At 58.1% G+C, this 23,596-nt stretch carries 20 protein-coding genes; 15 read left to right on the top strand and 5 right to left on the bottom strand.

Features of this window, described 5'->3' with window-relative positions:
- Positions 1-76 precede the first annotated feature (76 nt).
- The 8 genes from GOW40_RS00100 to GOW40_RS00065 all read left to right on the top strand — a co-directional run bounded on the left by GOW40_RS00100 (position 77) and on the right by GOW40_RS00065 (position 8,490).
- A complete protein-coding gene (locus GOW40_RS00100) occupies positions 77-1,162 on the top strand; it encodes an AI-2E family transporter (protein ID WP_171129588.1) in 1,086 nt (361 codons plus the stop codon).
- A complete protein-coding gene (locus GOW40_RS00095) occupies positions 1,163-2,278 on the top strand; it encodes an acetoin utilization protein AcuC (protein ID WP_171129590.1) in 1,116 nt (371 codons plus the stop codon).
- Between the two features lie 113 nt (positions 2,279-2,391).
- Entirely contained in the window at positions 2,392-3,369 is a 978-nt protein-coding gene (locus GOW40_RS00090; RefSeq protein WP_171129592.1) for a MoxR family ATPase, read from the top strand.
- Between the two features lies 1 nt (position 3,370).
- On the top strand, positions 3,371-4,318 hold the full coding sequence (locus GOW40_RS00085) for a DUF58 domain-containing protein (protein WP_171129595.1): 948 nt from the start codon (positions 3,371-3,373) through the stop codon (positions 4,316-4,318).
- A complete protein-coding gene (locus GOW40_RS00080; protein ID WP_171230822.1) occupies positions 4,315-4,788 on the top strand; it encodes a DUF4381 domain-containing protein in 474 nt (157 codons plus the stop codon). The genes GOW40_RS00085 and GOW40_RS00080 overlap by 4 nt, the downstream gene beginning before the upstream one ends.
- Complete coding sequence (locus tag GOW40_RS00075; protein ID WP_171129599.1) at positions 4,788-5,771, top strand: VWA domain-containing protein; 984 nt, start codon at positions 4,788-4,790, stop codon at positions 5,769-5,771. The genes GOW40_RS00080 and GOW40_RS00075 overlap by 1 nt, the downstream gene beginning before the upstream one ends.
- Complete coding sequence (locus tag GOW40_RS00070; protein ID WP_171129601.1) at positions 5,771-7,273, top strand: VWA domain-containing protein; 1,503 nt, start codon at positions 5,771-5,773, stop codon at positions 7,271-7,273. The genes GOW40_RS00075 and GOW40_RS00070 overlap by 1 nt, the downstream gene beginning before the upstream one ends.
- The gene (locus tag GOW40_RS00065; protein WP_171230821.1) at positions 7,270-8,490 is read left to right on the top strand and encodes a BatD family protein; all 1,221 of its coding nucleotides are present in this window, start codon (positions 7,270-7,272) and stop codon (positions 8,488-8,490) included. Before GOW40_RS00070 ends, GOW40_RS00065 begins: the two co-directional genes overlap by 4 nt.
- On the opposite strand, the gene GOW40_RS00060 is transcribed toward GOW40_RS00065, so the two are convergent.
- Positions 8,487-9,146, bottom strand: coding sequence for a Crp/Fnr family transcriptional regulator (locus GOW40_RS00060; protein ID WP_254444215.1), 660 nt, complete (start codon positions 9,144-9,146; stop codon positions 8,487-8,489). The genes GOW40_RS00065 and GOW40_RS00060 overlap by 4 nt on opposite strands.
- Positions 9,147-9,367: 221 nt before the next feature.
- Here GOW40_RS00060 and GOW40_RS00055 point away from each other — a divergent pair, with 221 nt between their 5' ends.
- The 3 genes from GOW40_RS00055 to cls all read left to right on the top strand — a co-directional run bounded on the left by GOW40_RS00055 (position 9,368) and on the right by cls (position 13,461).
- Complete coding sequence (locus GOW40_RS00055; protein ID WP_171099149.1) at positions 9,368-10,978, top strand: arylsulfatase; 1,611 nt, start codon at positions 9,368-9,370, stop codon at positions 10,976-10,978.
- Positions 10,979-11,053: 75 nt separating this feature from the next.
- Positions 11,054-12,028 (top strand): HAD family phosphatase, encoded by a 975-nt coding sequence (locus GOW40_RS00050; RefSeq protein WP_171129605.1) that lies wholly within the window; start codon positions 11,054-11,056, stop codon positions 12,026-12,028.
- A 20-nt stretch (positions 12,029-12,048) separates the two neighbouring features.
- Positions 12,049-13,461 (top strand): cardiolipin synthase, encoded by a 1,413-nt coding sequence (gene cls, locus GOW40_RS00045; protein ID WP_171230820.1) that lies wholly within the window; start codon positions 12,049-12,051, stop codon positions 13,459-13,461.
- Here cls and GOW40_RS00040 read toward each other — a convergent pair.
- Positions 13,458-13,892, bottom strand: coding sequence for an ion channel (locus GOW40_RS00040; protein WP_171129610.1), 435 nt, complete (start codon positions 13,890-13,892; stop codon positions 13,458-13,460). The two genes, cls and GOW40_RS00040, sit on opposite strands and share 4 nt — an antisense overlap.
- Before the next feature lie 173 nt (positions 13,893-14,065).
- Here GOW40_RS00040 and GOW40_RS00035 point away from each other — a divergent pair, with 173 nt between their 5' ends.
- The 4 genes from GOW40_RS00035 (at position 14,066) to GOW40_RS00020 (ending at position 19,029) form a co-directional block, all read left to right on the top strand.
- Positions 14,066-14,713 carry an ABC transporter ATP-binding protein gene (locus GOW40_RS00035; RefSeq protein WP_171129612.1) on the top strand — a complete coding sequence of 216 codons (648 nt, stop codon included), beginning with the start codon at positions 14,066-14,068 and terminating at the stop codon, positions 14,711-14,713.
- A complete protein-coding gene (locus GOW40_RS00030) occupies positions 14,710-17,124 on the top strand; it encodes an FtsX-like permease family protein (protein ID WP_171129614.1) in 2,415 nt (804 codons plus the stop codon). The genes GOW40_RS00035 and GOW40_RS00030 overlap by 4 nt, the downstream gene beginning before the upstream one ends.
- The gene (locus tag GOW40_RS00025; RefSeq protein WP_171129616.1) at positions 17,114-18,148 is read left to right on the top strand and encodes a lipocalin-like domain-containing protein; all 1,035 of its coding nucleotides are present in this window, start codon (positions 17,114-17,116) and stop codon (positions 18,146-18,148) included. The genes GOW40_RS00030 and GOW40_RS00025 overlap by 11 nt, the downstream gene beginning before the upstream one ends.
- A 65-nt stretch (positions 18,149-18,213) precedes the next feature.
- A complete protein-coding gene (locus GOW40_RS00020) occupies positions 18,214-19,029 on the top strand; it encodes a sugar phosphate isomerase/epimerase (protein WP_171129618.1) in 816 nt (271 codons plus the stop codon).
- 2 nt (positions 19,030-19,031) lie between these two features.
- Here the strand turns inward: GOW40_RS00020 and GOW40_RS00015 are convergent, their stop codons facing one another.
- From GOW40_RS00015 to GOW40_RS00005, 3 genes are all read right to left on the bottom strand, one after another.
- Positions 19,032-19,463 (bottom strand): universal stress protein, encoded by a 432-nt coding sequence (locus GOW40_RS00015; protein WP_171129620.1) that lies wholly within the window; start codon positions 19,461-19,463, stop codon positions 19,032-19,034.
- Positions 19,460-22,069, bottom strand: coding sequence for a TRAP transporter permease (locus tag GOW40_RS00010; RefSeq protein ID WP_171129622.1), 2,610 nt, complete (start codon positions 22,067-22,069; stop codon positions 19,460-19,462). Before GOW40_RS00010 ends, GOW40_RS00015 begins: the two co-directional genes overlap by 4 nt.
- Positions 22,070-22,177: 108 nt before the next feature.
- Positions 22,178-23,146 carry a TAXI family TRAP transporter solute-binding subunit gene (locus GOW40_RS00005; protein ID WP_171129624.1) on the bottom strand — a complete coding sequence of 323 codons (969 nt, stop codon included), beginning with the start codon at positions 23,144-23,146 and terminating at the stop codon, positions 22,178-22,180.
- Positions 23,147-23,596 lie beyond the last annotated feature (450 nt).

The following is a 23,596-nucleotide window of genomic DNA, read 5'->3' as shown; positions in this document are numbered from 1 at the left end:
AAACGCCGAACCTGTGCAGGATCAGGTCTGACCCTTGCGGGACCTGCGCCCGCCTCATGCCCGATAAGGCCCGTTCATGACCCCGCAACCAGACAGCCAGACAGACCACCCCCGCCTGAAATTGTCGGTGATCCGCGACGTGACAATTGTTGCGACGCTTGTGGTGCTGGCGCTTTATGCCGGGGCCAGCTTTCTGATCCCGCTGACCATGGCGTTACTGATCAATGTGCTGATCATCGCCCTGGCAGATCGCGTGATCGCCCTGACCCGCGCCCCGGTCTGGTTGGCCAATCTGGTGGGAGTGGTGCTGGTTCTGGCCGGTTTGTTCATGATCATGTATGTTCTTGGCAGTCAGGCGACGCAATTTGCGCGTACCATCGGCACCTACGAGACGCAGTTCGACAATGCGGTGAACCGGATCACCGGTCTTGTGGGCAACGATGTGACCAGCTTTATCCGCGACAACCTGATCAGCATCGACATGTCTTATGTGGCACGGCTTTTGCTGGGCAGCGCGACCTCGTTGCTGAACCAGTTCTTTCTGATCAGCCTCTATGTGGCCTTCCTGATGGCCGAGCGTCTGGCCTTTCGCAAAAAGATCCAATTGGCGGCTGGTGCACCAGAATTCGGAGCTGATCTGGCTTCGGTCCTGGGGGCCATTTCGTTCAGCCTGCAGCGCTATGTCGGCGTCAAGACGCTGATCAGCCTGATCACTGCCGGCATCAGCTATTCCATCTTTCGCGCCCTGGGTCTGGAATATGCCGAGACCTGGGCGGTTCTGACCTTTGCGCTGAACTTCATCCCCTCGATCGGATCGATCATCGCCGTGGTGTTTCCGGCGCTGATCGCGCTGGTGCAGTTTGAAAGCATCGGCCCGTTTCTGGTGGTGGTGCTGGGATGTGGCACGATCCAGTTTGTGATTGGCAACTTCGTCGATCCCGCGATGCTGGGTCGGTCGCTGAACATGTCGACCTTTCTGGTGATCCTGGCCCTGATGTTCTGGACCACAGTCTGGGGCTTGATCGGCGCTTTCCTCAGCGTACCTCTGACCGTGTGCATCCTGATCATTTTCAGCCATGTCCCGGCCCTGCGCCCGGTGGCGATCCTGATGTCTCTGGACGGCAGGCTTGGGGATGATGACCCGCAACAGGCCAAATCGTGAATGCTGGACCACCCAGTTTTCATCGGGTCCGAGATCTATCGCCATTCGACATATGGCAGACAACATCCGCTGGCCATTCCGCGCGTCTCGACCGTGATGGACCTGTGCCGTGCCTTGGGTTGGCTGACACCCCAGAGCTATCGCGTCAGCCCCCGCGCCAAGCCCGAGGCGTTGATGGCCTTTCACACTCCCGACTATATCGCGGCGCTTCAGGCGGCTGAACGGGCGCAGGCCGTGTCAGACACCGTGCGGGAGCGATACGGGCTGGGCACCCTGTCCAATCCGGTCTTCCCCGAGATGTATCGTCGCCCTGCGACCTCTGCGGGCGGATCCATGCTGGCGGCCGAGCTGATCCGGGACGGTGGCATTGTCTACAACCCCGCAGGCGGCACGCATCACGGGATGGCAGACCGCGCCAACGGGTTCTGCTATCTCAACGATCCGGTTCTGGCGATCCGCACCCTGCTGAACGCAGGGCTTTCGCGCATCGTCTATGTTGATATCGACGCCCATCATTGCGACGGGGTCGAGGCAGCGTTTCACGGCTCTGCCCAAGTGCGGATGATTTCGGTGCATGAGGCCCGCAGATGGCCCTTTACCGGCGCTTTGTCTGATGATGCGGGCGGTGCGGCCTGGAACCTGCCGGTCGCGCGCAACCTCAATGACAGTGAATTCGACGCGATCCTTGATCAGCTAATCCTGCCGGTGACACAGGACTTCGACCCACAAGCCATCGTCTTGCAATGCGGTGCCGATGCTGTGGCCGAAGACCCGTTGTCTCGGTTGACCCTGTCTAATAACGCCCATTGGCGTGCGGTGGCTCAGCTGAAACCGCTGGCCCCCCGCTTTCTGGTTCTGGGCGGTGGCGGGTATAACCCGTGGTCGGTCGGACGGTTGTGGAGCGGTGTCTGGGCCACGCTCAACGGCTATGAGATCCCCGACAAGCTGAACTCCAACGCACAAAGCATCCTGCGCGCCCTGTCCTGGAACCGTGCCGCCGGACGTCAGCCACCCAGGCATTGGTTCGACACGCTGCGCGACCAACCAAACGAAGGCCCGGTACGCTCCGAGTTGAAGGCCGACCTGCATAAGCTCGCTGCGCGAAATTCACGCTAGATCACACCCTGAATCGTTGCTAACCTGCGATCATTACAGAACATTTCCAACCGCTTTCTCCTGGGCATTTTCGTGATGCCAAGACCAACCAGAGCATTGATTGGACGACCTAAATGAATGCACTTAATCAGATGAATGAACTTAAATCGCGCATGAGTCAGGCCATCATCGGCCAGACCGACGTGATTGACCGATTGGTCATTGGACTGTTGGCGAACGGCAATTTGTTGATTGAAGGACTGCCAGGGCTGGCAAAAACGCGCGCGGTAAAGGCCATGGCCAAGAATCTGGATTCCAGTTTCAGCCGTATCCAGTTCACACCCGATCTGCTGCCTTCGGACGTCACTGGAACTGAAGTATTCCAGCAAACCGAACAAGGTGGAACATTCCGGTTCGATCCCGGCCCGATCTTTGCCAATATCGTTCTGGCCGATGAGATCAACCGCGCCCCCGCCAAGGTTCAGGCCGCGCTGCTTGAGGCTATGGAAGAACGGCAGGTTACGGTGTCCGGCACGACGCATAAGATGGAACCTCTGTTTATCGTAATGGCGACTCAGAACCCGATCGAACAGGAAGGCACCTACCCTCTGCCAGAGGCGCAAATGGACAGGTTCCTGATGCATGTTCAGATCACCTATCCCCCGGTCGAGGATGAAGTCGAGGTGATCCGCCTTGTGCGCGGCGAGGAAGTCGCAGCAAGCAACAGCACCGCACCCAAGCGCGCTGATCCGATTCCGCAAGAAGCCGTGTTTACGGCGCGCACCGAGATTGGCCAAATCCACGTATCTGATGCGATGGATCGTTATATGGCCGATCTTGTACAAGCGACCCGTACACCCGAGAAACTCAGCGACGACCTTGCCCGCTGGATCGAAGTCGGTGCCAGCCCTCGCGCTTCGCTCGCGCTGGACAAATGTGGCCGGGCCCATGCCTGGATGAACCAGCGCGACTATGTCGATCCAGCCGATATCCGAGCCATTGCGCCGGATGTCTTCCGGCACCGGATCACGCTGAGTTTTGAAGCTCAGGGAATGGGCAAATCCGCTGATGACGTGATCACCGAAATGCTGTCGCTTGTTGCACTGCCGTGACATGTCGCACCCGGCATCATATCAGAACGATCCCCGCATCCATGTTGACGCGGACCATTTGCTTCGTCTGGGGCTACAGGCCCGCGCAATCAGCCTGTTGCCATACCAACCGGCCCGTTCAATCCTGAACGGCCGGCACGCCTCGCGTCTGCGCGGGCGTGGCCTGAATTTCGAAGAGCTGCGCGCCTACCTACCCGGCGATGACATTCGCACGATTGATTGGAAAGTCACCGCGCGCACCCGCTCACCCCATGTTAGGGTCTATACCGAGGAACGCGACCGCCCTGCTCTTTTGCTTGTCGATCAAAGAGTTTCGATGTTTTTCGGAACCAAAACATATATGAAATCGGTTATCGCCGCCGAGGCCGCTGCCATTGCCGCCCACCGCATTCTGGCACAAGGAGATCGTGTCGGCGGCATCGTGTTCGGCGACCGCGATCTGGCCGAGCACCGCCCCCAACGGCGCGCCAAAGCACTCATGCGGTTTCTGTCTTCGATCGGCGCGATGAACATAGCCCTGAACGCGGCTCTGCGCCCGGAACCAACTGTGTTCTTGAATGACATATTGGCGTCTGCCAACGCTTTGGCTCACACCAATACGCTGGTCTGTGTCTTTTCCGATTTCGACGGGCTGAATGACAAGAGCGAGGCACTGATCCGCAACCTTGCGCGCTCTAATGATCTGATATTGTTCAATATATCCGATCCGTCCGCACAGGATCTTCCAAAAGGCCTAAAACTCACCGTATCCGACGGCACCGACCAAATCGAGGTAGACAATACCGATCCCGCGCTTTCCGCACGGATCAGGACAGCGATGGAAAACCGACTGTCGCAACTGCATCTCTGGTCGCAGCGCTATGGGTTTCCGGTCGTCCCATTGACGACAGCGCAACCGGCATTGGATCAGTTGCTGCATCTGTTCGGACATCGCGGGAGGCGCAAATGAGCATCCAGACCGATGGGAAATCCCTTGTGGATCTGCTGAATATGCTCGAACCCGCTCCGGACCCTGCCCCGATTTCCATGCTTCCGCAAACCTGGGGATGGGCGGTTCTGGCTACGATCCTGGTTGTGTTGGCGCTCAGGGCTCTTTGGTTATACCTCCGACACCGGCGCCAAAACGCTTACCGCCGTCAGGCACTGAAAGAACTGGACCGATCCGCCGATGACCCTCGATTAGCCTCCGAGATCCTACGGCGAACCGCATTGGTGGCTTTTCCCCGACAAGAGGTCGCAGGACTATTCGGCGATGAGTGGTTGAGCTTTCTTCGACAAACCTCTGATCGAATGACTTTTTCCGGAGAAACCTGGATGGCACTCGGCTCAGCCCCCTACAAAGCGGCATCACCGAACAAAGATGTCACGCGATTGGTTAGAACATGGATCACCTTGCATAAGTCCGGAGGCGCAAGCTGATGTTGTCCTTCGCCTCCCCTTGGGTTTTCCTGCTGCTGCCGCTTCCCGCGTTGGTCTACTGGTACGCACCGCCTTATCGCCAGCCAAGCCAGGCCATTCGAATTCCCTTTTTTCGGAACGTCGCCAAAGCGGTCGGAGCCGCACCACATTCGGGCGTCGCGGTCGCTGGGCGATCACGGCTGCAAACAATTGTAGTGATCTGTATCTGGGGCCTGCTCATCTGCGCCATTGCCCGGCCCGAACGACTGGGTGATCCGGTGGTGGTCGAAAAATCCGCCCACGACGTGGTGCTGTCACTGGATATTTCAGGTTCGATGGATCAGCGCGATTTCCGTTCCAGCGCCGGCACCCCGAAACAACGGTTGGACGCGGTCAAAGAGGTTTTGCGTGGCTTCATTGCCCAAAGGCAAGGTGACCGAATGGCTTTAATCATCTTCGGAACGCGCGCATTTGTACAAGCGCCTTTCACTGAAGACCTCAACAGTTTGAATGGCTTCCTCGACCAAACTCAAGTTGGTATGGCAGGTCCAAATACGGCTTTGGGTGATGCAATTGGCCTGGGCATCCGCACCTTCGACACCAGCGAAGTGGAACAGCGACTTATGATCGTTCTGAGTGATGGTGCTGACACATCCAGCCGCATGACGCCGATCAACGCAGCAGCGATCGCAGCAGAAAAAGGTGTGGTCGTCTACACGATTGGCGTTGGGGACCCAAATGCCACCGGAGAAGACCGGGTTGATCTGGGCGCATTGCAACAGATCGCGTCGCGCACCGGTGGCGCGTATTTCTTTGCAGATGACGAAGCCGCTCTGACCGAGATCTATCAGCGCATTGACCAGCAGAATCCCCGTATTGTGGAAACACAAAGCTACCGACCCAAACAAAGCCTTGCGCATTTCCCACTGCTGTTTGCTTTGCTGCTGATTCTAGGCAGTTCGATCACCTTGCACATTGTCCATTCGCGCCGAGGTGTATCGTGATGCAGTTTTTGGCGGAATTTCATTTTTTGCGAGCGGGTTACCTTCTGTTCCTCATTCCGATTACGATTCTGTGGTGGCGATTGCGCCCCCGAAAAAGCGCTGCGCAAAAACTGCCAGACGGGATCGCCCCACATCTGAGTGCTGCGCTTCTGCTGGGTGCGGATGATCGACGGCGTGTCTATCCGACTGATCTTGCGATGTTGGCGGCACTCCTGATCACGCTAGCGGTCTCTGGGCCCACATGGTCGCGGGCGACGAATCCGTTGATCGCAGATACCGCGCCTTTGGTGATTGCGCTGAAGGTCACGGACAGTATGGAGCAGACAGACCTGACCCCTACGCGTCTGGAGCGCGCGAAATACAAGATCACCGATATGATCACAGCCCGGTCTGGCGCTCAGACTGCTTTGATCGCTTATGCTGGCTCGGCCCACCAGGTGGCGCCGTTGACCGAAGACCCGAATATCCTGCGCCCATTGTTAGAAGGTCTGGTTCCGTCGGTTATGCCACAGCAAGGCGACGTCGCATCCAGTGCATTAGATTTAGCATTAAACATATTGGAAAGCAACGAAACTCCTGGGTCTGTCTTGTTTATTCTGGACGACTTCGACCCTTCTCAGGCACAAGGTTTCGACACCCAAGGACTCGATATTTTCTTCCTTACGATGCTTCCCGACGGTGCGCGCATCGTCCAACTGGACAACCTTTCCAACGCAACTGTCGTACCGTTTACTCCGGACGATCAAGACATCAACAGATTGAACAGGCGTATTCAATCGGCCTATGCCGACGCATTGGATGATGATGACCGGTTGGATTGGACAGACCAAGGTTGGCTGTTGGCTTGGCCTGCGGCCTTTCTGTGCTTGTTGTGGTTCCGCAAAGGCTGGGTGATCCGCTGGGCCGTACTTGCCTGCATCCTCGCAATTCCGAGCGGTCCGGCACAGGCTTCAGGCTGGCGCAACTGGTTCCTGACACCGGATCAACAGGGGCAGGTCGCGATGAACCAGAAACGCTATGGAGATGCTGCTGACCTGTATCAGGAGCCGTATCACCGTGGCTATGCGATGTTGAAGGTGGGTCGATATCCCGAGGCGGCCGAGGTTTTTGCGCAAATGGACACGGCCGAAGCAGCCTTTGCCGAAGGATTGGCCCGCATCCGAAATCGAGAATACCGGCCTGCTATCGCTGCCTTCGAAACTGCGTTGGACCGCAGGCCCGGCTGGCCCGAGGCGGAGCACAATTTGGAGGTTGCGCGCGCGATACTTGAATTTGTCGAGACCACCCGGGAACAATCGGACACGGGGGAAGAAGCCGGGATCGGCGCGGATGATACCGTTTTTGACAACGAAGACAGCAAAGGTGCGCAAACCACCATTCAGGCCCCGAAAGACGGTGCCGAAGGCTTGTCTGCAGACCAGTGGATCAGCGCAATTGATACCGATATGCAGGACTTTCTACGCAATAGGTTTTTGCTCGACAACCAGGCTTTAAATCAATGAGATACGTAGCGCTGTTCATATGGGTTTTCTGGGGCATTCCGACATTGGCTCAAGTCACGCCCAACGTGACGGTCCAGGTACCGGACGACGCAACGACTGTTGGCCAACCCGCCATTATCCGCGTCAAGGTGCTGGTCCCGACCTTCATGCCATCGCCGCCAATTTTCCCATCGCTTGAGCGCGAAAACCTTCTGGTCCGTTTGCCTGAACGTGCCTCGGGGCCCGTAAGTGAAGCGATTGAGGGAGAAACTTGGTCAGGCGTGCAACGCAGCTATCGTGTCTATCCCTTGACCGCAGGCACCTTTGACCTTGGTGCACAGCAGGTTGTCGTCACATATGCGGATCCGGACACAAACGTGCCCATTCAGGCTACCGTGGACCTTCCCAGGATAACTTTTGAGGCGACTGTACCCGATGCGGCACGCGGACTGGACCCGCTGATCATCGCGACCGGTTTCGACGTCACGCAAGAGATCGACGGTGAACGCACACTCAACCCCGGAGACGCCATTACCCGTCGTTTGACCGCACGTATTTCCGGCACTACCCCAATGCTGATTCCGCAATTGATGCCGGATCTGCAGGGCACCCTGCTGCGTTCCTATCCGAAAGAGCCAAAACTAACCGAGACCGAAGATCGCGGCGTGCTGTCCGGGCAGCGCGTGGATGAGGTAACCTATCTGGCGCAGAATGGTGGAGACACCCAGTTGCCGGCAGTCTCGATCCAATGGTTCAATCTGACAAGCAACGCAGTCGAAACAATCGAAATCGACGCCATAGACTTGACCTTGGTGCCACCCAAGGCTCCACCACCTGACGCTGCAGACATCGCACGTTATCTTGGATGGATTGCGATCCTCGCCGGGATATTCTGGACTATATACCGCTTTGGAAAACCGCGTTTGAACACCTGGAAGAGCCGACGCAGACAAACCTATCTTGCGTCGCCGGAACACGCCCTTGATCAGATCAAAGCAGGGCTTCAAGCACATGATTTAAAGACAGTTTACACAGGTTTGGAAGAGTGGAAAAGCAAAGCCGATTGGCCAGCAGACAGCGCGGAGCTGGAGGCAGCGCTTACGCAGATTGGTGCAGCGATTTACGCTCAGAACAAGCCGAACAAAGCGGATTGGAACGCTGCCGGGTTGGCACTTGACCGTTTACGTTGGTCAGGGGACAAACCGCATACTGCAGCTCTGCCCCCACTGAACCCTTAGCTTTGGCAACTGGCAATCAATGCCCGTCTGTCGCTGAGCTTTACCCTGCCATATCCCAACTCGATCAAACCCATATCCACCAGGCGATGTAAGCAGCGATGCAGCGTTGGTGCTGAAACCGCCACCATCTCGGCCAGCTCCTCTTGCGAGACGACAATCCAGTCGTCTTCTGTTGTGTTGCACTCATCGAGATGCAGCAACCGCAAGACCAGCCGCTTCTCGGTCCCTGTGACGGCAAGATTGGCCATGATCCGCAGCGCCGTTTGGATGTTTGCGTGGCTCAACGCATAAAAATCCCGAACGTAATCCGGGTTCGAGCGAACCAGGTTTTCGATCCGCGTATTGGGAAAAAACAGGGTCTGACTGCATTGAGTCGTCACAACGCTGACAAGACGCGAAGCCCCTGCAAACAAGGCCAGATCTCCGACCCAAAATCCATGACCTTCACGGTGAATAACAAATTCCTGCCCATCATCTGCAGGTGCTGTAATCTGAACCGCCCCGTCCAGTATCGCGTAGATACCATTCGCTTCATCGCCATAACGATAGAGCGTTTCACCCGCGGCAAAGGCTTTTGGTACGCCAATGGCCAGCAGGCTGTCTTGAAAGGTTTTGGATCGCGTCGCAAACCATCCGGCTTCGCGTAATCGTCTCATTTTATTCACGTTATCTGACATTACCATTTTGTAATATTATCATATGATGAGTTCTAAATTTCCACGATAATCTAGAATGATTGCATTCGATTCCCAGTGCTATCTGACTGCCTCTTCCTGGGCATCGAACCATTTCGGACTATCCGACATCTTTTATGCCGGATAGTCCCATTTGATTTTCTTTCGGGGCGCCTGGCGTCCAAACAAATCAGGAGCACATCATGTCCCCACCTCGCACGATTGCAGACAATTGGCGCGGCGCCATTCGCCGGTTCGCGGTTGCGTCAGTCGCCATTGCTATGGCGCTTCCTGCCTGGGCACAGGATCAGAAACCCAACATCCTGGTGATTTGGGGTGACGATATCGGTCAGTCCAACATCTCGGCCTATACGATGGGGCTCATGGGGTATCAGACCCCCAATATCGACCGTGTTGCCAAGGAAGGCATGATCTTCACCGACTATTACGGCGAACAATCCTGTACCGCGGGCCGGTCGTCCTACATCATGGGACAGTCGGTTTTCCGTACGGGCTTGTCCAAAGTAGGTCTGCCCGGCGCTGATCTAGGTATGCAGACCGAAGACCCGACCATCGCGGGCCTGCTGAAAGATCACGGCTATGTCACGGGTCAATTTGGCAAGAACCACCTGGGTGACAAGGATGAACATCTGCCCACAAACCACGGTTTCGACGAATTTTTCGGAAATCTTTACCATCTCAACGCCGAGGAAGAGCCCGAGAACGAAGACTATCCCGGTGATATGGTTCTGGCCGATGGCCGCACCTTCCGCGAAACCTATGGTCCGCGCGGTGTTATCAAGTCCAAATCGGACGGCACCATTGAAGATACCGGCCCGCTGACCAAAAAGCGCATGGAAACTGTTGATGACGAAACCGTCGCGGCGGCGATCGACTTCATCAAACGCGCGCACGAACAGGGTCAGCCTTTCTATGTCTGGTGGAACGGCACGCGTATGCACTTCCGCACCCATGTCAAAGAGGAGATGCGAGCGCAGGCGAACGAAATCTTTGGCGGCGTGGCGGATGAATACACCGCAGGCATGATCGAACATGACATGCATGTGGGTCAACTGCTTGATCTGCTGGATGAACTTGGGATCGCCGACAACACGATCGTGCATTACTCGACCGACAATGGTCCGCACATGAACACCTGGCCTGACGCTGCGGCCACGCCGTTCTGGGGCGAAAAGAACACCAACTGGGAAGGCGGTTGGCGCGTTCCGTCGATGGTGCGCTGGCCCGGTCAGATCGAAGCGGGTTCGGTCACCAATGAGATCGTGCATCACATGGATTGGTTGCCGACCTATCTGGCCGTTGCCGGTGATCCGGACATCAAGGAAAAGCTGAAAGCTGGCTATAGCTCGTCCGGTATGGGCCGTGACTATAAGGTTCACCTGGATGGCTATAACATCCTGCCGCTTCTGACGGGAGAAACCACAGAAAGCCCGCGGCAAGAGATCTTCTATTTCTCGGATGACGGTGATCTGACTGCGCTGCGCTTTGACGATTGGAAGCTGATCTTCCTTGAGCAGAAAGCCTGGGCAACCCTGCGGGCCTGGATCGAACCCTGGACCGAGCTGCGCATACCGTTGATCGTCAACCTGCGTCGTGATCCGTATGAGAGGGCCTATCGCACCTCCAACACCTATTACGACTGGCTGTTGGATCGCGCTTATTTCCTGGTTCCAGCTCAGCAATATGTGGGCAACTTCCTGGCGACATTCCAGGAATTCCCACCACGCCAGAAGGCGGCCAGCTTCAACCTGGATCAGGTGATGGAGAAGCTGAACAGCCCGACCAACAACTAGGTCTGGCTTCTTTGAAACCTTCGGGGTCGCCGCAATGGCGGCCCTTTCTTTTCAACAGTTTTCAAAGGGTTTCTGATGCGAAATTCAGTTCTTGCCGCATTCCTGTTTCTAGCTCCGGGTGTGTTGTGGGCCGATCCCCTGCCCAGTTGGGCGGAGGGAGAAACCAAGACGCAAATTGTAGATTTTGTTGACGAGGTTACCGATCCAGACAACCCCGCTTATGTCACCCCGGCCGAACGGATCGCTGTTTTTGACAATGATGGCACGCTTTGGGCCGAGCAACCGGTCTATTTTCAGTTCATTTTTGCCATGGATCGGCTGGCGGCGCTGGCCAAGGAAGACCCATCCATTCTGTCGAGCCCAACGCTGAAAGCTGCGGCACAAGGCGATCTGGCGACCGTTCTTGAGGGTGGCCACGACGCGCTGATCGAAGTCGTCAACGCCACGCATGCCGGCCTGACGGTCGACGCGTTTCAGGATGCGGTTGCCGAATGGCTGGACACTGCCCGCCACCCTTCAACCGGCCTGCCCTATGATCAGATGACCTATCAGCCCATGGTCGAGCTGCTGCGCTATCTGCGCGATGAAGGCTTCAAGACCTATATCGTCTCGGGCGGAGGGCTTCATTTCATGCGTGTCTTTACCGAGGAAGCCTATGGCATCCCGCCCGAACAGGTCCTGGGCACCTATTCCGAGACCACATATGACACCTCTGGCGATACTCCCGTTATCGCCAAGGCCAGCGGTATCGTGTTTGTGGACGACAAAGAGGGCAAGCCCATCAATATCGAACGCACAATCGGGCGGCGGCCGATCCTTGTTGGCGGCAACTCCGATGGTGATTTCGCCATGATGGAATGGACCACCGCTGGCGACGGGGCACGGCTGGGTATTCTTGTGCATCACACGGATGCCGAACGCGAATGGGCCTATGACCGCGACAGCGCCATCGGTCGGTTGGTCGATGGGCTGGACAAAGGCCCCGATATGGGCTGGGTCATCGTGGATATGGCGCAAGACTGGTCACGCGTCTACACTGGCGCGAACTGATCTCTGACTCATGGCCGAATATGTGGACACTTCTTGTTTCTCTTTTTGTCTTCGCGCTTTACTGCACGGCCATCGTTTTTGCCGTACGCTCGGCGCAGACCGCGCGAACGCCACAAGGGGCCATGGGTTGGGTCGTCTTTCTGCTGTCTGCGCCGATGCTGGGCGTGCCCCTCTATCTGTTCTTAGGCCACCACCGGTTTCGCGGCTACCGCATCGCCCGGCGTGAGAGCGAGCGGGTGGTTGAAGGCATCAAAGCCTTTGCCGATTTCTCAAAACCCGATCCTGATCGCGTGACCATCAACCCTCGACCCTTCGAGGCGCTGTCGCATATGCCCGTCTCACGCGGGAACGGGGCCGAGCTTTTGGTGGATGGAGAGGCAACGTTCAAATCAATATTCGAGGCAATTGATAGCGCGCAAAACTATGTGCTGGTGCAATTCTATATCGTGCGCGATGACCGGTTGGGGCGGCAGTTGCAGGACAAATTGATCGCTGCGGCGAAACGCGGCGTGCATGTGCGCTTTATGACTGACGCGGTGGGCAGCTATGGCCTGCCAACAACATATCTGGACGCATTGCAGGACGCTGGTGTGGATGTAGCTGATCCGCGTGAACAGCGCGGGCCAAACCACCGCTTTCAGCTGAACTATCGCAACCACCGCAAAACCTTGATCATTGATGGCGAGACGGGGTTTATTGGCGGGCACAATGTGGGCGTCGAGTATCTGGGCGAAAGCCCCCGCTTCGGGCGCTGGCGCGACACGCATGTGAAGATGACTGGCCATGTGGTCCGGCAGTTGCAGTTGATCTTTACCGAAGACTGGCATTGGGCCCGCGACGAGGATCTGATCGATCAACTGGACTGGTCCGGCAGCGAATCCGATCAGGATATGAACGCCTTGCTGGTGGCGACAGGCCCTGGCGACGAAACCGAGACTGGCGCGATGATGTTTTTCTCGGCTATTGCCGAGGCGAAATCCCGGATCTGGATCGCCTCGCCCTATTTCGTACCTGATATCGACATCATGGCCGCGCTGCAAAACGCGGCCCTGCGCGGGGTGGATGTGCGCATCCTGTTGCCCGATGTGATTGACCACCGCCTGCCATGGCTGGCTGCTTTTGCCTATTTTAACGAGATCCGGGACAGCGGCGTCAAGGTCTTGCGATATACCGATGGTTTCCTGCACCAAAAGGTTTTTGTGGTCGATGATGCGCTGGCTGCCGTGGGCACCACCAATCTGGACAACCGGTCCTTTCGCCTGAACTTTGAGGCGATGGCGCTGTTTTTCGATGAACGTGCAGCCCAAGCCACGGCCAAGATGCTGGAAGAAGATTTCACTTCAAGCTATGAGCTGACGCGCAATCTGGCACAGCAGCCCGCCCATATCCGGTTTGGCGCTCCGATCGCCCGGCTGTTTGCACCGATCCTCTAGTTGAAGAACCGCTCCTGAAACACGCGCGTCATCAGAGCCACAAGGAAGGCGGTCGACAGCCCAAAGGCCAGCAGACCGGTGACCGAGGCAAAAGCTCCGAAAATGCGCAGCTCTTCACCCAGAACGATGTCGCCATAGCCCAGCGTCGTAAAGGTCACGAGCGAGAAATACAGCGCCGTGTTCCAATCCGGTAAAACGTCACCTAAGACCCAGACAATCGCCCAGATCCAGACCTGAAGCGTATGGATCAGAATTATGAAAACAAGTGCCACACTGATCGGGCCTGCTGTTGCCAGTATGGGCCGGGTCACCTCCCACTGTTCAACCAGTTTGCGCACCACCAAGACGCACCATGTCAGAAGAACAAGCTCGATCAGAAAACAAAGGCCCAGATAGACGCTTCCCCAAACTATCTGCTGCGACAATGTCATACGCCAGGCCTTGTGATCGAGATGTGAAAACCGCCCTCAGAATGCGGGTTTGCACGGAAGAGAACAAGCCCGGTACGCCACATCGGGTGCGGCGAAAGGCATCGCCGCTTTTTGGGCACTGGACACGGGCGGGCGCGGTTGCACATTGTGACGGGCACAATAAGAGATCGCGGATGCTGCTCACCATTGACCACGTTCAGAAAACCTATCCCGGCGGACGACCTGTTCTGAAAGACGTGTCGCTGGTACTGGACCATGGCCAAACCCTTGCGCTGACGGGTGAAAGCGGCAGTGGCAAAAGCACCTTGCTGCACCTTGCTGCAGCGCTGGATGGGTTTGATGGGGGTGAGATCACGTTGGATGGCACCCCGCTGTCTGGTCTGGAGGACGCAGGGCGCGCCGCGCTTCGGCGGCAAACCTTGTCGCTCGTGTTTCAGCAGTTCAACCTGATCCCGTCGCTCACCGTGGCGCAAAACCTGTCGATCCACGCACAGATTGCAGGCCGTCACGATCCCGAATGGGAAGCGCATCTGGCACAACATCTGGGCCTTGGGGATCTGTTGGATCGGTTTCCCGAGAACTTGTCGGGCGGGCAGCAGCAGCGTGTTGCGATTGGGCGCGCGATGGCGACGCGACCGGCCTTGCTGCTGGCGGATGAGCCCACGGGCAATCTGGACGAGACCGCCAGCGCCACAGTTCTGGACCTTATGCTTGGGCTCGTAGCCGATACCGGCACGGCACTGTTGCTGGTCACCCATTCCCTCGACATCGCTGCACGGCTAGACCGACGGGCACATTTGTCTGGTGGGCAAGTGACGTGACCGCTACCGTCATCCGAACACTGCTCAGCCATTGGCGCAGCCATCGCTTGCAACTGATCACGCTGCTGACCGGGATCGCTCTGGCCACCGGCCTGTGGTCGGCGGTTCAGGCCATCAATACCGAAGCCCGGGCCAGCTATGCGCGGGCCAGTGCACAACTGGCGCTGGGACAGTTCGATGAGATTCAGAATTCCGACGGGTTTATCCCGATAGAAACCTATGTGGCCCTGCGACGCGATGGCTGGCAGGTGGCAGCGGTTCTGGATGGCACGCTGCGTATTAAGGGACGGTCCGTTCGGATCATGGGCGTGGATATGGTGAGCTATCCCGCCTTGCCTGCGGTCACCGAGGCAGAACAAAGCCAGGCCCCGCCCGATCCCGCGGATATACTGACCGATCCCGGCCGGCTGTTGATGACTGCAGATCTAGCCATGCTGTTTGACGGGGCCGAAGGCTTTCCACCGGTTTTGACCAGCACAGCCTTACCCCCGGATCTGGTGTTGACCGATATCGGCGTGGCTGAACGCCTGCTGGACCGTCCCGGCCAGATCTCGCGTCTTGTGATCCTGCCCGATCAGCCTCAGGGGCGGACGCCGCTGGCGGATCTTGCACCCGAACTGCTGCGCAGCAGCCCGTCAGCACAGACAGATACGGCACAACTGACCGACAGTTTCCACCTGAACTTGGCGGCCTTTGGCTTGCTGTCCTTTGCAGTCGGTCTGTTCATCGTGCACGGCACTGTCGGTCTGGCCTTTGCGCAGCGTCGCGGGATCATCCGCACCTTACGGGCCTTGGGCGTGCCCATGCACCGACTGATCTGGTTGATCCTGACCGAGCTGGTTTTGCTGGCCCTGATCGGAGGTCTCATCGGGCTGCTGATCGGGTTCTTTCTGGCCGGAGCCTTGCTGCCCGATGTCGCCGCCACCCTGCGCGGGCTTTACGGTGCTCCGGTCGAAGGCCAGCTTTCGTTGCGTCCTGCGTGGGTGGCCAGCGGCCTGGCCATGGCGGTCGGCGGTACTCTGGCCGCGTCGGGCCACGCTTTGTGGAAACTGTCGCAGATGCCATTGCTTTCAGGTGCGGGCTTGCAGGCCTGGGGCAACGCAGCCGCGCATCGTGTGATGGGCGGTGTCGGGCTTCTGCTGTTGGTTGGCGCCGGGCTGATCTATCTCAGCGCGCAGGGGTTGCTGGCAGGTTTCGCGATGCTCGGCGCTCTGCTGACCGGTGCCGCACTATTGCTGCCATTGGTCCTGTCGGCGCTGTTGGCGGTGCTGGGCCGACACGCCAAAGGCCCGATCTCGACCTGGGTCTGGGCCGACATGCGCGCGCAATTGCCCGGCCTGTCGCTGGCGCTGATGGCGCTGCTACTGGCTTTGGCGGCCAATATCGGTGTGGGCACAATGGTCTCAAGCTTTCGCCTGACCTTTCTGGGATGGCTGGACCAACGCCTGACATCCGAGCTGTATTTCAGCGCCGAAGATGCCGAACAGGCCGCGTTGATCACCGATTGGCTGAACCCGCAGGTCGACGCGATCCTGCCCATCCGAAACACAGAACTCAGCCATGAGACCGGGCCGCTGTTCCTCTACGGTGTCGTGGATGACCAAACCTATCGCGAAAAATGGCCCCTGATTGCGCGTAGCCCGGACGCTTGGGACAGGGTAATGCAGGGCGAGGCCATCCTGATTAATGAACAGCTGGCCCGCCGCGCAGATCTTTGGCCGGGGGACATCTTGCATCTGACATCGTTGCAGTCGCGCGTGATTGCGGGGGTTTACTCCGACTATGGCAACCCAACCGGGCAGGCTATCGTTTCGATGCGGCAACTGGACGTGCTGGCACCGGATACGCCGCCCGCCTTGCGCTTTGGCATCCGCCTGCCCGAGGTCCGCGCCGCAGAGATGGCACAAAAACTGCGCGACCAATTTGATCTCCCAACGCAAGCGGTGATCCGGCAACACGCTCTAAAGGCGCAATCCGTGGCGATATTTGAAAAGACCTTTGTCGTCACCTCGGCCCTGAACGTGCTGACGCTTGGCGTGGCCGGCTTTGCGATCCTCACCAGCCTGCTTACCCTGTGGACCCAGCGGTTGCCGCAGGTTGCGCCGGTTTGGGCCCTTGGCCTGACAAGGCGGCATTTGGCAGGGCTGGAGCTGCTGCGCAGCTTGTTGCTGGCCGCACTCACCGCGGTGCTGGCCTTGCCTTTGGGGCTGATCCTGGCCTGGGTCTTGCTGGCCGTCATCAATGTGCAAGCCTTCGGTTGGCGTCTGCCGATGTTCCTGTTCCCCGGCGACTGGCTGCGTTTGTTCGCGCTGACCTTGGTCGCAGCGGCTTTGGCTGCTGCCCTGCCCGCCCTGCGCCTGATGCGCCTGCCGCCTGTCCATTTGCTGCGGGTTTTTGCCAATGAGCGTTAGGGTGTTCCTTTTGGCCCTGTGGCTACCTGTCACCGCATGGGCGCAAGGATATGCCGGGCTGGGCGGCTCGGCCGAGGGGTTCGACACGCCCGACCCCGATTACGTGTTCTCATTCCCGCGCGACCATGGCCCCCATCCCAGCTTCCGCATTGAATGGTGGTATCTGACCGCGAATCTGACCGGCGCGGATGGGCAAGACTATGGTGTGCAATGGACCTTGTTTCGCTCAGCGCTCAAACCGAAGGAACAGGAAGGATGGCAAAGCCCGCAAATCTGGATGGGCCACGCTGCGATCACCACACCCGATCAGCACTTCTTTGACGAGCGTCTGTCGCGCGGCGGTATCGGACAGGCCGGTGTCTCGGCCCAGCCCTTCGAGGCCTGGATCGATGAATGGCACATGAGAGGCGACAATTTCGACCAACTGGAGCTCTCGGCCAACAGCGACACTTTCAGCTATGACCTGCAACTGTCGGCCACCGGGCCTTTGGTGTTTCACGGCCAAAAGGGCTATTCAGTCAAATCTGCGGATGGTCAGGCCAGCCACTATTACTCGCAACCGTCCTACGATGTTCAGGGCGTTTTGCGCCTGCCTTCGGGCGACGTCACGGTCACGGGCAATGCCTGGCTGGATCGCGAGTGGTCGTCGCAGCCGTTGGCCTCGGACCAAAGCGGATGGGATTGGTTCTCACTCAGCCTCAACGATGGTCACAAGCTGATGGCTTTCCGCCTGCGCGGCGGGCGCGGTGATTTCACGGCGGCCACATGGATATACCCCGATGGCACAACCGCGACTTTGCCCGACGGGGCCGCGCAGTTCGAAGTGCTGGACACGGATGAGGTGGCAGGTCGCAACGTTCCAACCCGCTGGCGCATCACCCTGCCCGCGCGCGGCATTGATGTCGAGGTGGCGGCGATGAACCCACAGGCCTGGATGGGTACACGGTTTGAATACTGGGAAGGCCCGGTGCGCGTGTCCGGCAGCCATGCGGGGCGCGGCTATCTTGAGATGACGGGGTACTGACCCGCTGTCGTCAGACTGTCACACAGCCCCTTTAGGCCGGAGGCAAACGTAAGAAGGTTTGCCACATGACGGAATTGAAACTGGGAGCTGCCCTGATGGTCTCTGATCTGCCCGCACATCGCGACTGGCTGATTGACGGGCAACGGGATCTTGAAATTCAGGATTTCATCTTTGCCGAGAACCTGGGCGACGCGGCGCTGGATCTGGTCGCCACAGCCAAATCCCAGTTGATCGGCTATTCCGGTCGGCTTGGGATCCACGGGCCTTTCTATGACCTGCCCCTGGATTGCCGCGACCCCGAGGTGCGGATGATCGTGCAGAAGCGTCTGGATCAAGGGCTGGATGCAGCGGCTGCCTTGGGCGCTACGCAGATGGTCATGCACTCGCCCTATTCGACCTGGAGCGCCTACAACCTCGACGCTGATATCAAGGCGCGCGCCGAAAAGTTAAAACGTGCACACGACACTCTGATCCCTGTTGTCGCCCGCGCCGGTGCTTTGGGTGTTGAGCTTGTGATCGAGAATATCGAGGACAAGAACCCTATGGACCGGATCACGCTGGCCGACAGTTTCGGCGTCGATCATGTACGCGCGTCACTTGATACCGGTCATGCGCATTACGCCCATGGTGCGACGGGTGCGCCTCCGGTGGATTACTACGTCCGCGTGGCCGGGGCCAAGCTGGCCCACGTTCATATTCAGGATGCTGACGGCTTTGCCGACCGGCACTGGGCGCCTGGTCAGGGAACGGTGAACTGGCATGCGGTCTTTGCGGCATTGGCTGAAAGCGCGCCAATGGCCCGGTTGGTGCTGGAGCTGAAGAACAGCGCCGATGTCATCCCGGGCTTTGAATATCTGCGCGATCTGGTCTTGGTCGCCTAAGCTCAGCGCACCACATAAACCGAGGCGTCCGAGTGCCGCACGACACGCGCTGCATTCGGACCCAGAAGATAGTCTTTCAGGTCCGGCTTATGGGCTCCGATCACGATCAGATCACTGCCCGCACTTTTGGCGGTTTTCAGGATCTCTTGATAGGCCGTTCCAGTGCCAACCACGTGGCGGATCGTATCATTGCGCCCCTCGCCCAATACGTTTGTGCACAGCTCAACCAGCTTGTCATGCGCCTCGTCCACGGCTTTTTCATGGAAATCCGCTTCAAAAAAGCCCGACACCCAGCTTTCGCCGAAATCCGGTAAAACCGTTACCACGTCCAATTGTGCCGCGTTTTGATCGGCCATCGCGGCTGCAGTTGTCAGAACTTGGGAATCCAGCGTTCCATTGCTGATATCGACGGCGCAAAGTACAGATTTGATCATGCGAGCACCTCTTGTCTGGCGGCGCGGCCGCGTTGCAGGAATGCGATCAACCCCAGAAGAAGCAGTGCGGGGATAAAGACCAGCTGTTTCGGCGGCTGGCTGGTCGGCAAACTGACCGAGGTTATGCGCACTGCGTCATCACCGTAATAGTCAAAGATACCCAGTTCGTCCGCCACAGGCGTTCCAAAGAGCGGCTCATCCAGTTTGACCAGGCCATCCTCGGCAATCGGCAACAGGCCCATTGCTTCGACGCGTGCCGCGCCTCCGTCTTCTTCACCGACAGTGACCACAACAGTGGTGTCCACCATCTCGAGCGTGTCGAAATCAGGCCCGGCCACGACAAGTCGTAATTCCGTTCCCGGAGCCGCGTTGCCCACGGTTTCCTCCAGCGCCGCCGGTTCAACGGACACAAAGGGCGGAGCGATCCGGTTCATGAAGTAGTCGGGCCGGAACAGGGCAAAGGCCACAAGGATCAGCGCGACGCTTTCGTAGATGCGGCTGTGAGTCACAAAGTACCCCATTGTTCCCGCCGTGAAGACAAGGATCGCAATAGTAGCGGAAATGGCGACAATTATCCCCTCGACCCAAGTCACATCGATCAGCAACAGATCGGTGTTGAAGATGAACACGAAAGGCAATGCGACGGTGCGCAGGCTGTAGAAGAACGCGGTAAAGCCCGTCTTAATCGCGTCCCCGCCAGATACGGCTGCGGCGGCAAAGCTCGCAAGACCCACAGGCGGGGTCACATCCGCCATGATGCCGAAGTAGAACACAAACAGGTGCACCGCGATCAGCGGCACGATCAGCCCGCTCTGCGCGCCCAACTCGACCACAACCCCGGCCATAAGCGAGCTGACGACGATATAATTCGCCGTGGTCGGCAGGCCCATACCGAGGATCAGGCTGAGGATACCGACCATGATCAGCATCAGGATCAGGTTGCCGCCCGACAGGAACTCAACCAGATCGGCCATCACCTGCCCCACGCCGGTCAGGGTCACGGTACCTACGATCACGCCCGCCGTGGCGGTCGCCAAGGCGATCCCGATCATGTTGCGGGCACCGTCGATCAGACCCTGCCACAGATCGGCAACACCCTCGATGAAGGTGTTGTACAGGTTGCTTTGTCCCCGGAACATCGCCTTCAACGGCTTTTGGGTCAGCAAGATCACAAACAGCAGCGCCGTGGCCCAGAAGGCAGACAGGCCGGGTGATTTCTGTTCGATCATCAGGAAATAGACGAGCACAATGATCGGCAACAAATAGTGCAGACCGGCCTTATAAATCTCGGCAATCACCGGCAAGGTCACCTGCTTGGCGTTTGGATCGTCGGGCTCCAGATCAGGAACGGTCGCTGCCATCCTGAGAAGCACGACATAGATCGCCACAACAATCAGCGACATTATCAGACCTGCCATGCTGGGTTGCCAGGCTGTGATCGCTTCGACCGGGAATTGCGAGCCATAGCAGAGCCCGGCAAAGACCAGGAAGAAGGACAGCATACCCACAATCGTGCGCGCCAGATGCACGTCGCGGTCGCCCAGCGTGGGCATATTCCGCTTCACCGCTTCCAGATGCACGATATAGACCAGCGCGATGTAGGAAATCGCAGCGGGCAGGAAGGCATGGGTGATGACCTCGACATAGGAGATACCCACATATTCCACCATCAGGAAGGCCGCAGCCCCCATCACCGGGGGCATGATCTGACCGTTCACCGACGAGGCGACCTCGACCGAGCCCGCCTGCTCACTGCTGAACCCCACGCGTTTCATCAGCGGAATGGTAAAGGTGCCGGTGGTTACCACGTTCGCAATGGAAGAGCCCGAAATCAGGCCGGTCGCGGCAGAGCCCACGACAGCGGCCTTTGCAGGACCGCCCCGCAGGTGACCCAGCGCGCCAAAGGCCATCTTGATAAAGTAATTCCCAGCCCCGGCCTTATCGAGCAAGGCTCCGAACAGCACAAACAGGAACACGAATTTGGTAGAGACGCCCAGGGCGATGCCAAACACGCCCTCGGACGTGATCCACATATGGCTCATCGCCTTTTTCAGGCTGGCGCCCTTCCAACGGATAACCTCGGGCACCCATTCAGATGATCCGAAGAAAACATAGGCCAGAAAGATCGTCGCTATGATCGCCATCGCGGGCCCAAGCGCGCGGCGCGCGGCCTCGAACAGCAACAGCAACCCGACCAGAGCGACCCATTTGTCAGTGTCGTCGGCCAGTCCGCCGGCATCCACGATCTTCTGATAGAAGAAATACCCATAAAGCGCGACAAAGGCGCCCAAGACCCCCATGATCCAATCCTGCACCGGGATATAGTCGCGCGGGCTGGATTTCAGGGCCGGATAGGCCGCAAAGGCCAAAAACATGGCAAAGGCCAGATGGAACTGACGGGAATTGTTCACGACACTGCCGGGCAGCACATAGTTGGCCAGCGGCGAGGCCAAGGTGACCTGAAAGATCGACCAGACCGCCGCAACAATGGCCAGGAATATCCCGACATTGCCGACCGGATTGCGCCCGCCTGCGTCGGAAGAGGCAACAAGATCCTGCAGCTCTTCTTCGGATAGCGGGCGGTTGGATTGTGTGTCGGAACTCATGACATGTCTCCCCGTCGTGGCCGGTTTTTGTGGCCTACCGTCTTGCCCGTTTTGGTCACGGGTATCTTGGGTGACAGGGCGCCCATGGGCACCCTGTCTTGAACTGGCTTACTGAACCCAGCCTTTTTCTTTGTAGTACTTCTCGGCACCGGGGTGCAGCGGGGCCGACAGGCCGTCTGCAATCATTTCTTCGGGCTTGAGGTTGGCGAAGGCCGGGTGCAGCTTTTTGAAGTCGTCGAAGTTCTCAAAGACCGAGCTGACCACCGCATAAACGGCGTCTTCCGACACGTCCGCCGAGGTCACGAAGGTCGCGCCGACACCAAAGGTCTGGGTGTCAGCATCCGACCCGCGATACATGCCACCCGGAATGGTCGCGGTGCGGTAGAACGAGTTGTCATCGACCAGCTTGTTCACAGCGTCGCCGCCCACGTTCACCAGAACCGAGTCACAAGCGGTGGTGGCTTCCTGGATCGAACCCGAGGGGTGACCTACAGTATAGACCATCGCGTCGATCTGGTTGTCACAAAGCGCTGCGGACTGTTCCGCCGCTTTCAGCTCGGTCGCCAGTTCGAAATCATCGGTTGTCCAGCCCATCTCGCTCAGCAGCACTTCCATTGTGCCGCGCTGACCGGAACCGGGGTTGCCGATATTGACGCGCTTGCCTTTCAGGTCCTCGAAATTGGTGATCCCGGCATCCGCGCGGGCCACAACGGTGAACGGCTCGGGATGCACCGAGAAGACGGCGCGCAGATTCTCGAACGGGCCGGCCTCTTCGAACTTGGATGTCCCGTTATATGCGTGGTACTGCCAGTCGGACTGGGCGACACCGAATTCCAGTTCGCCTTCGCGAATGGTGTTGATGTTATAGACCGACCCACCTGTCGATTCGACCGAGCACCGAACGCCATGTTCTTTGCGGCCCTTGTTGACCAAGCGGCAAATCGCACCACCGGTCGGGTAATACACACCCGTCACACCACCGGTACCAATGGTGATGAACTCTTCGGCATAGGCCGCAGGTGCCATCATCGCAGCGGTCACAAATGCGCCGAGGCTAAGCTTGCTGCTGTTTTTCATGTTCGAACTCCCAACATTTTTTTGTTCGCGGGAGGCCACGCAACCTCAGGGTTTGAGGTTGCAAATATCACCTTCGGCCCGTGCTATGACGGGTATAGGTCTGATTTTTCGATAGTCTCCCAACTCCTGAGACGTTTCATTCTGAGATACTGCTTGTCAAGGCCAGAGCCAATGCAAACGCCGCTCGGGCTCAGATTTGACGCCGAGACGACCATTTTCCCCGTCAATTGCGCCATTGCCCGTTCTGACAAAGGGCTCCAGCGCTAGGTTGCTGGGGCTGAACATTTGGAACCTGCATGAGGCGTGTCTCGCAAATGCGTCTACGCTAACCGCTGTGCATGTTCACCAAGGTCTTTGATGCTCCCGTTAATCGTGCAAAGAAGGACAGATACACGTGTCTTTGCCCCCTAAAATTGGGCCACTACTTTGGCCGAGAAGGGGGAACAAGGG

The organism is Ruegeria sp. HKCCA6707 (assembly GCF_013033515.1).
In the GTDB taxonomy this organism is placed as follows: Bacteria; Pseudomonadota; Alphaproteobacteria; order Rhodobacterales; family Rhodobacteraceae; genus Ruegeria.
The sequence above is the reverse complement of the archived record's forward strand: the minus strand, read 5'-3'. Positions and strand labels throughout refer to the sequence as shown.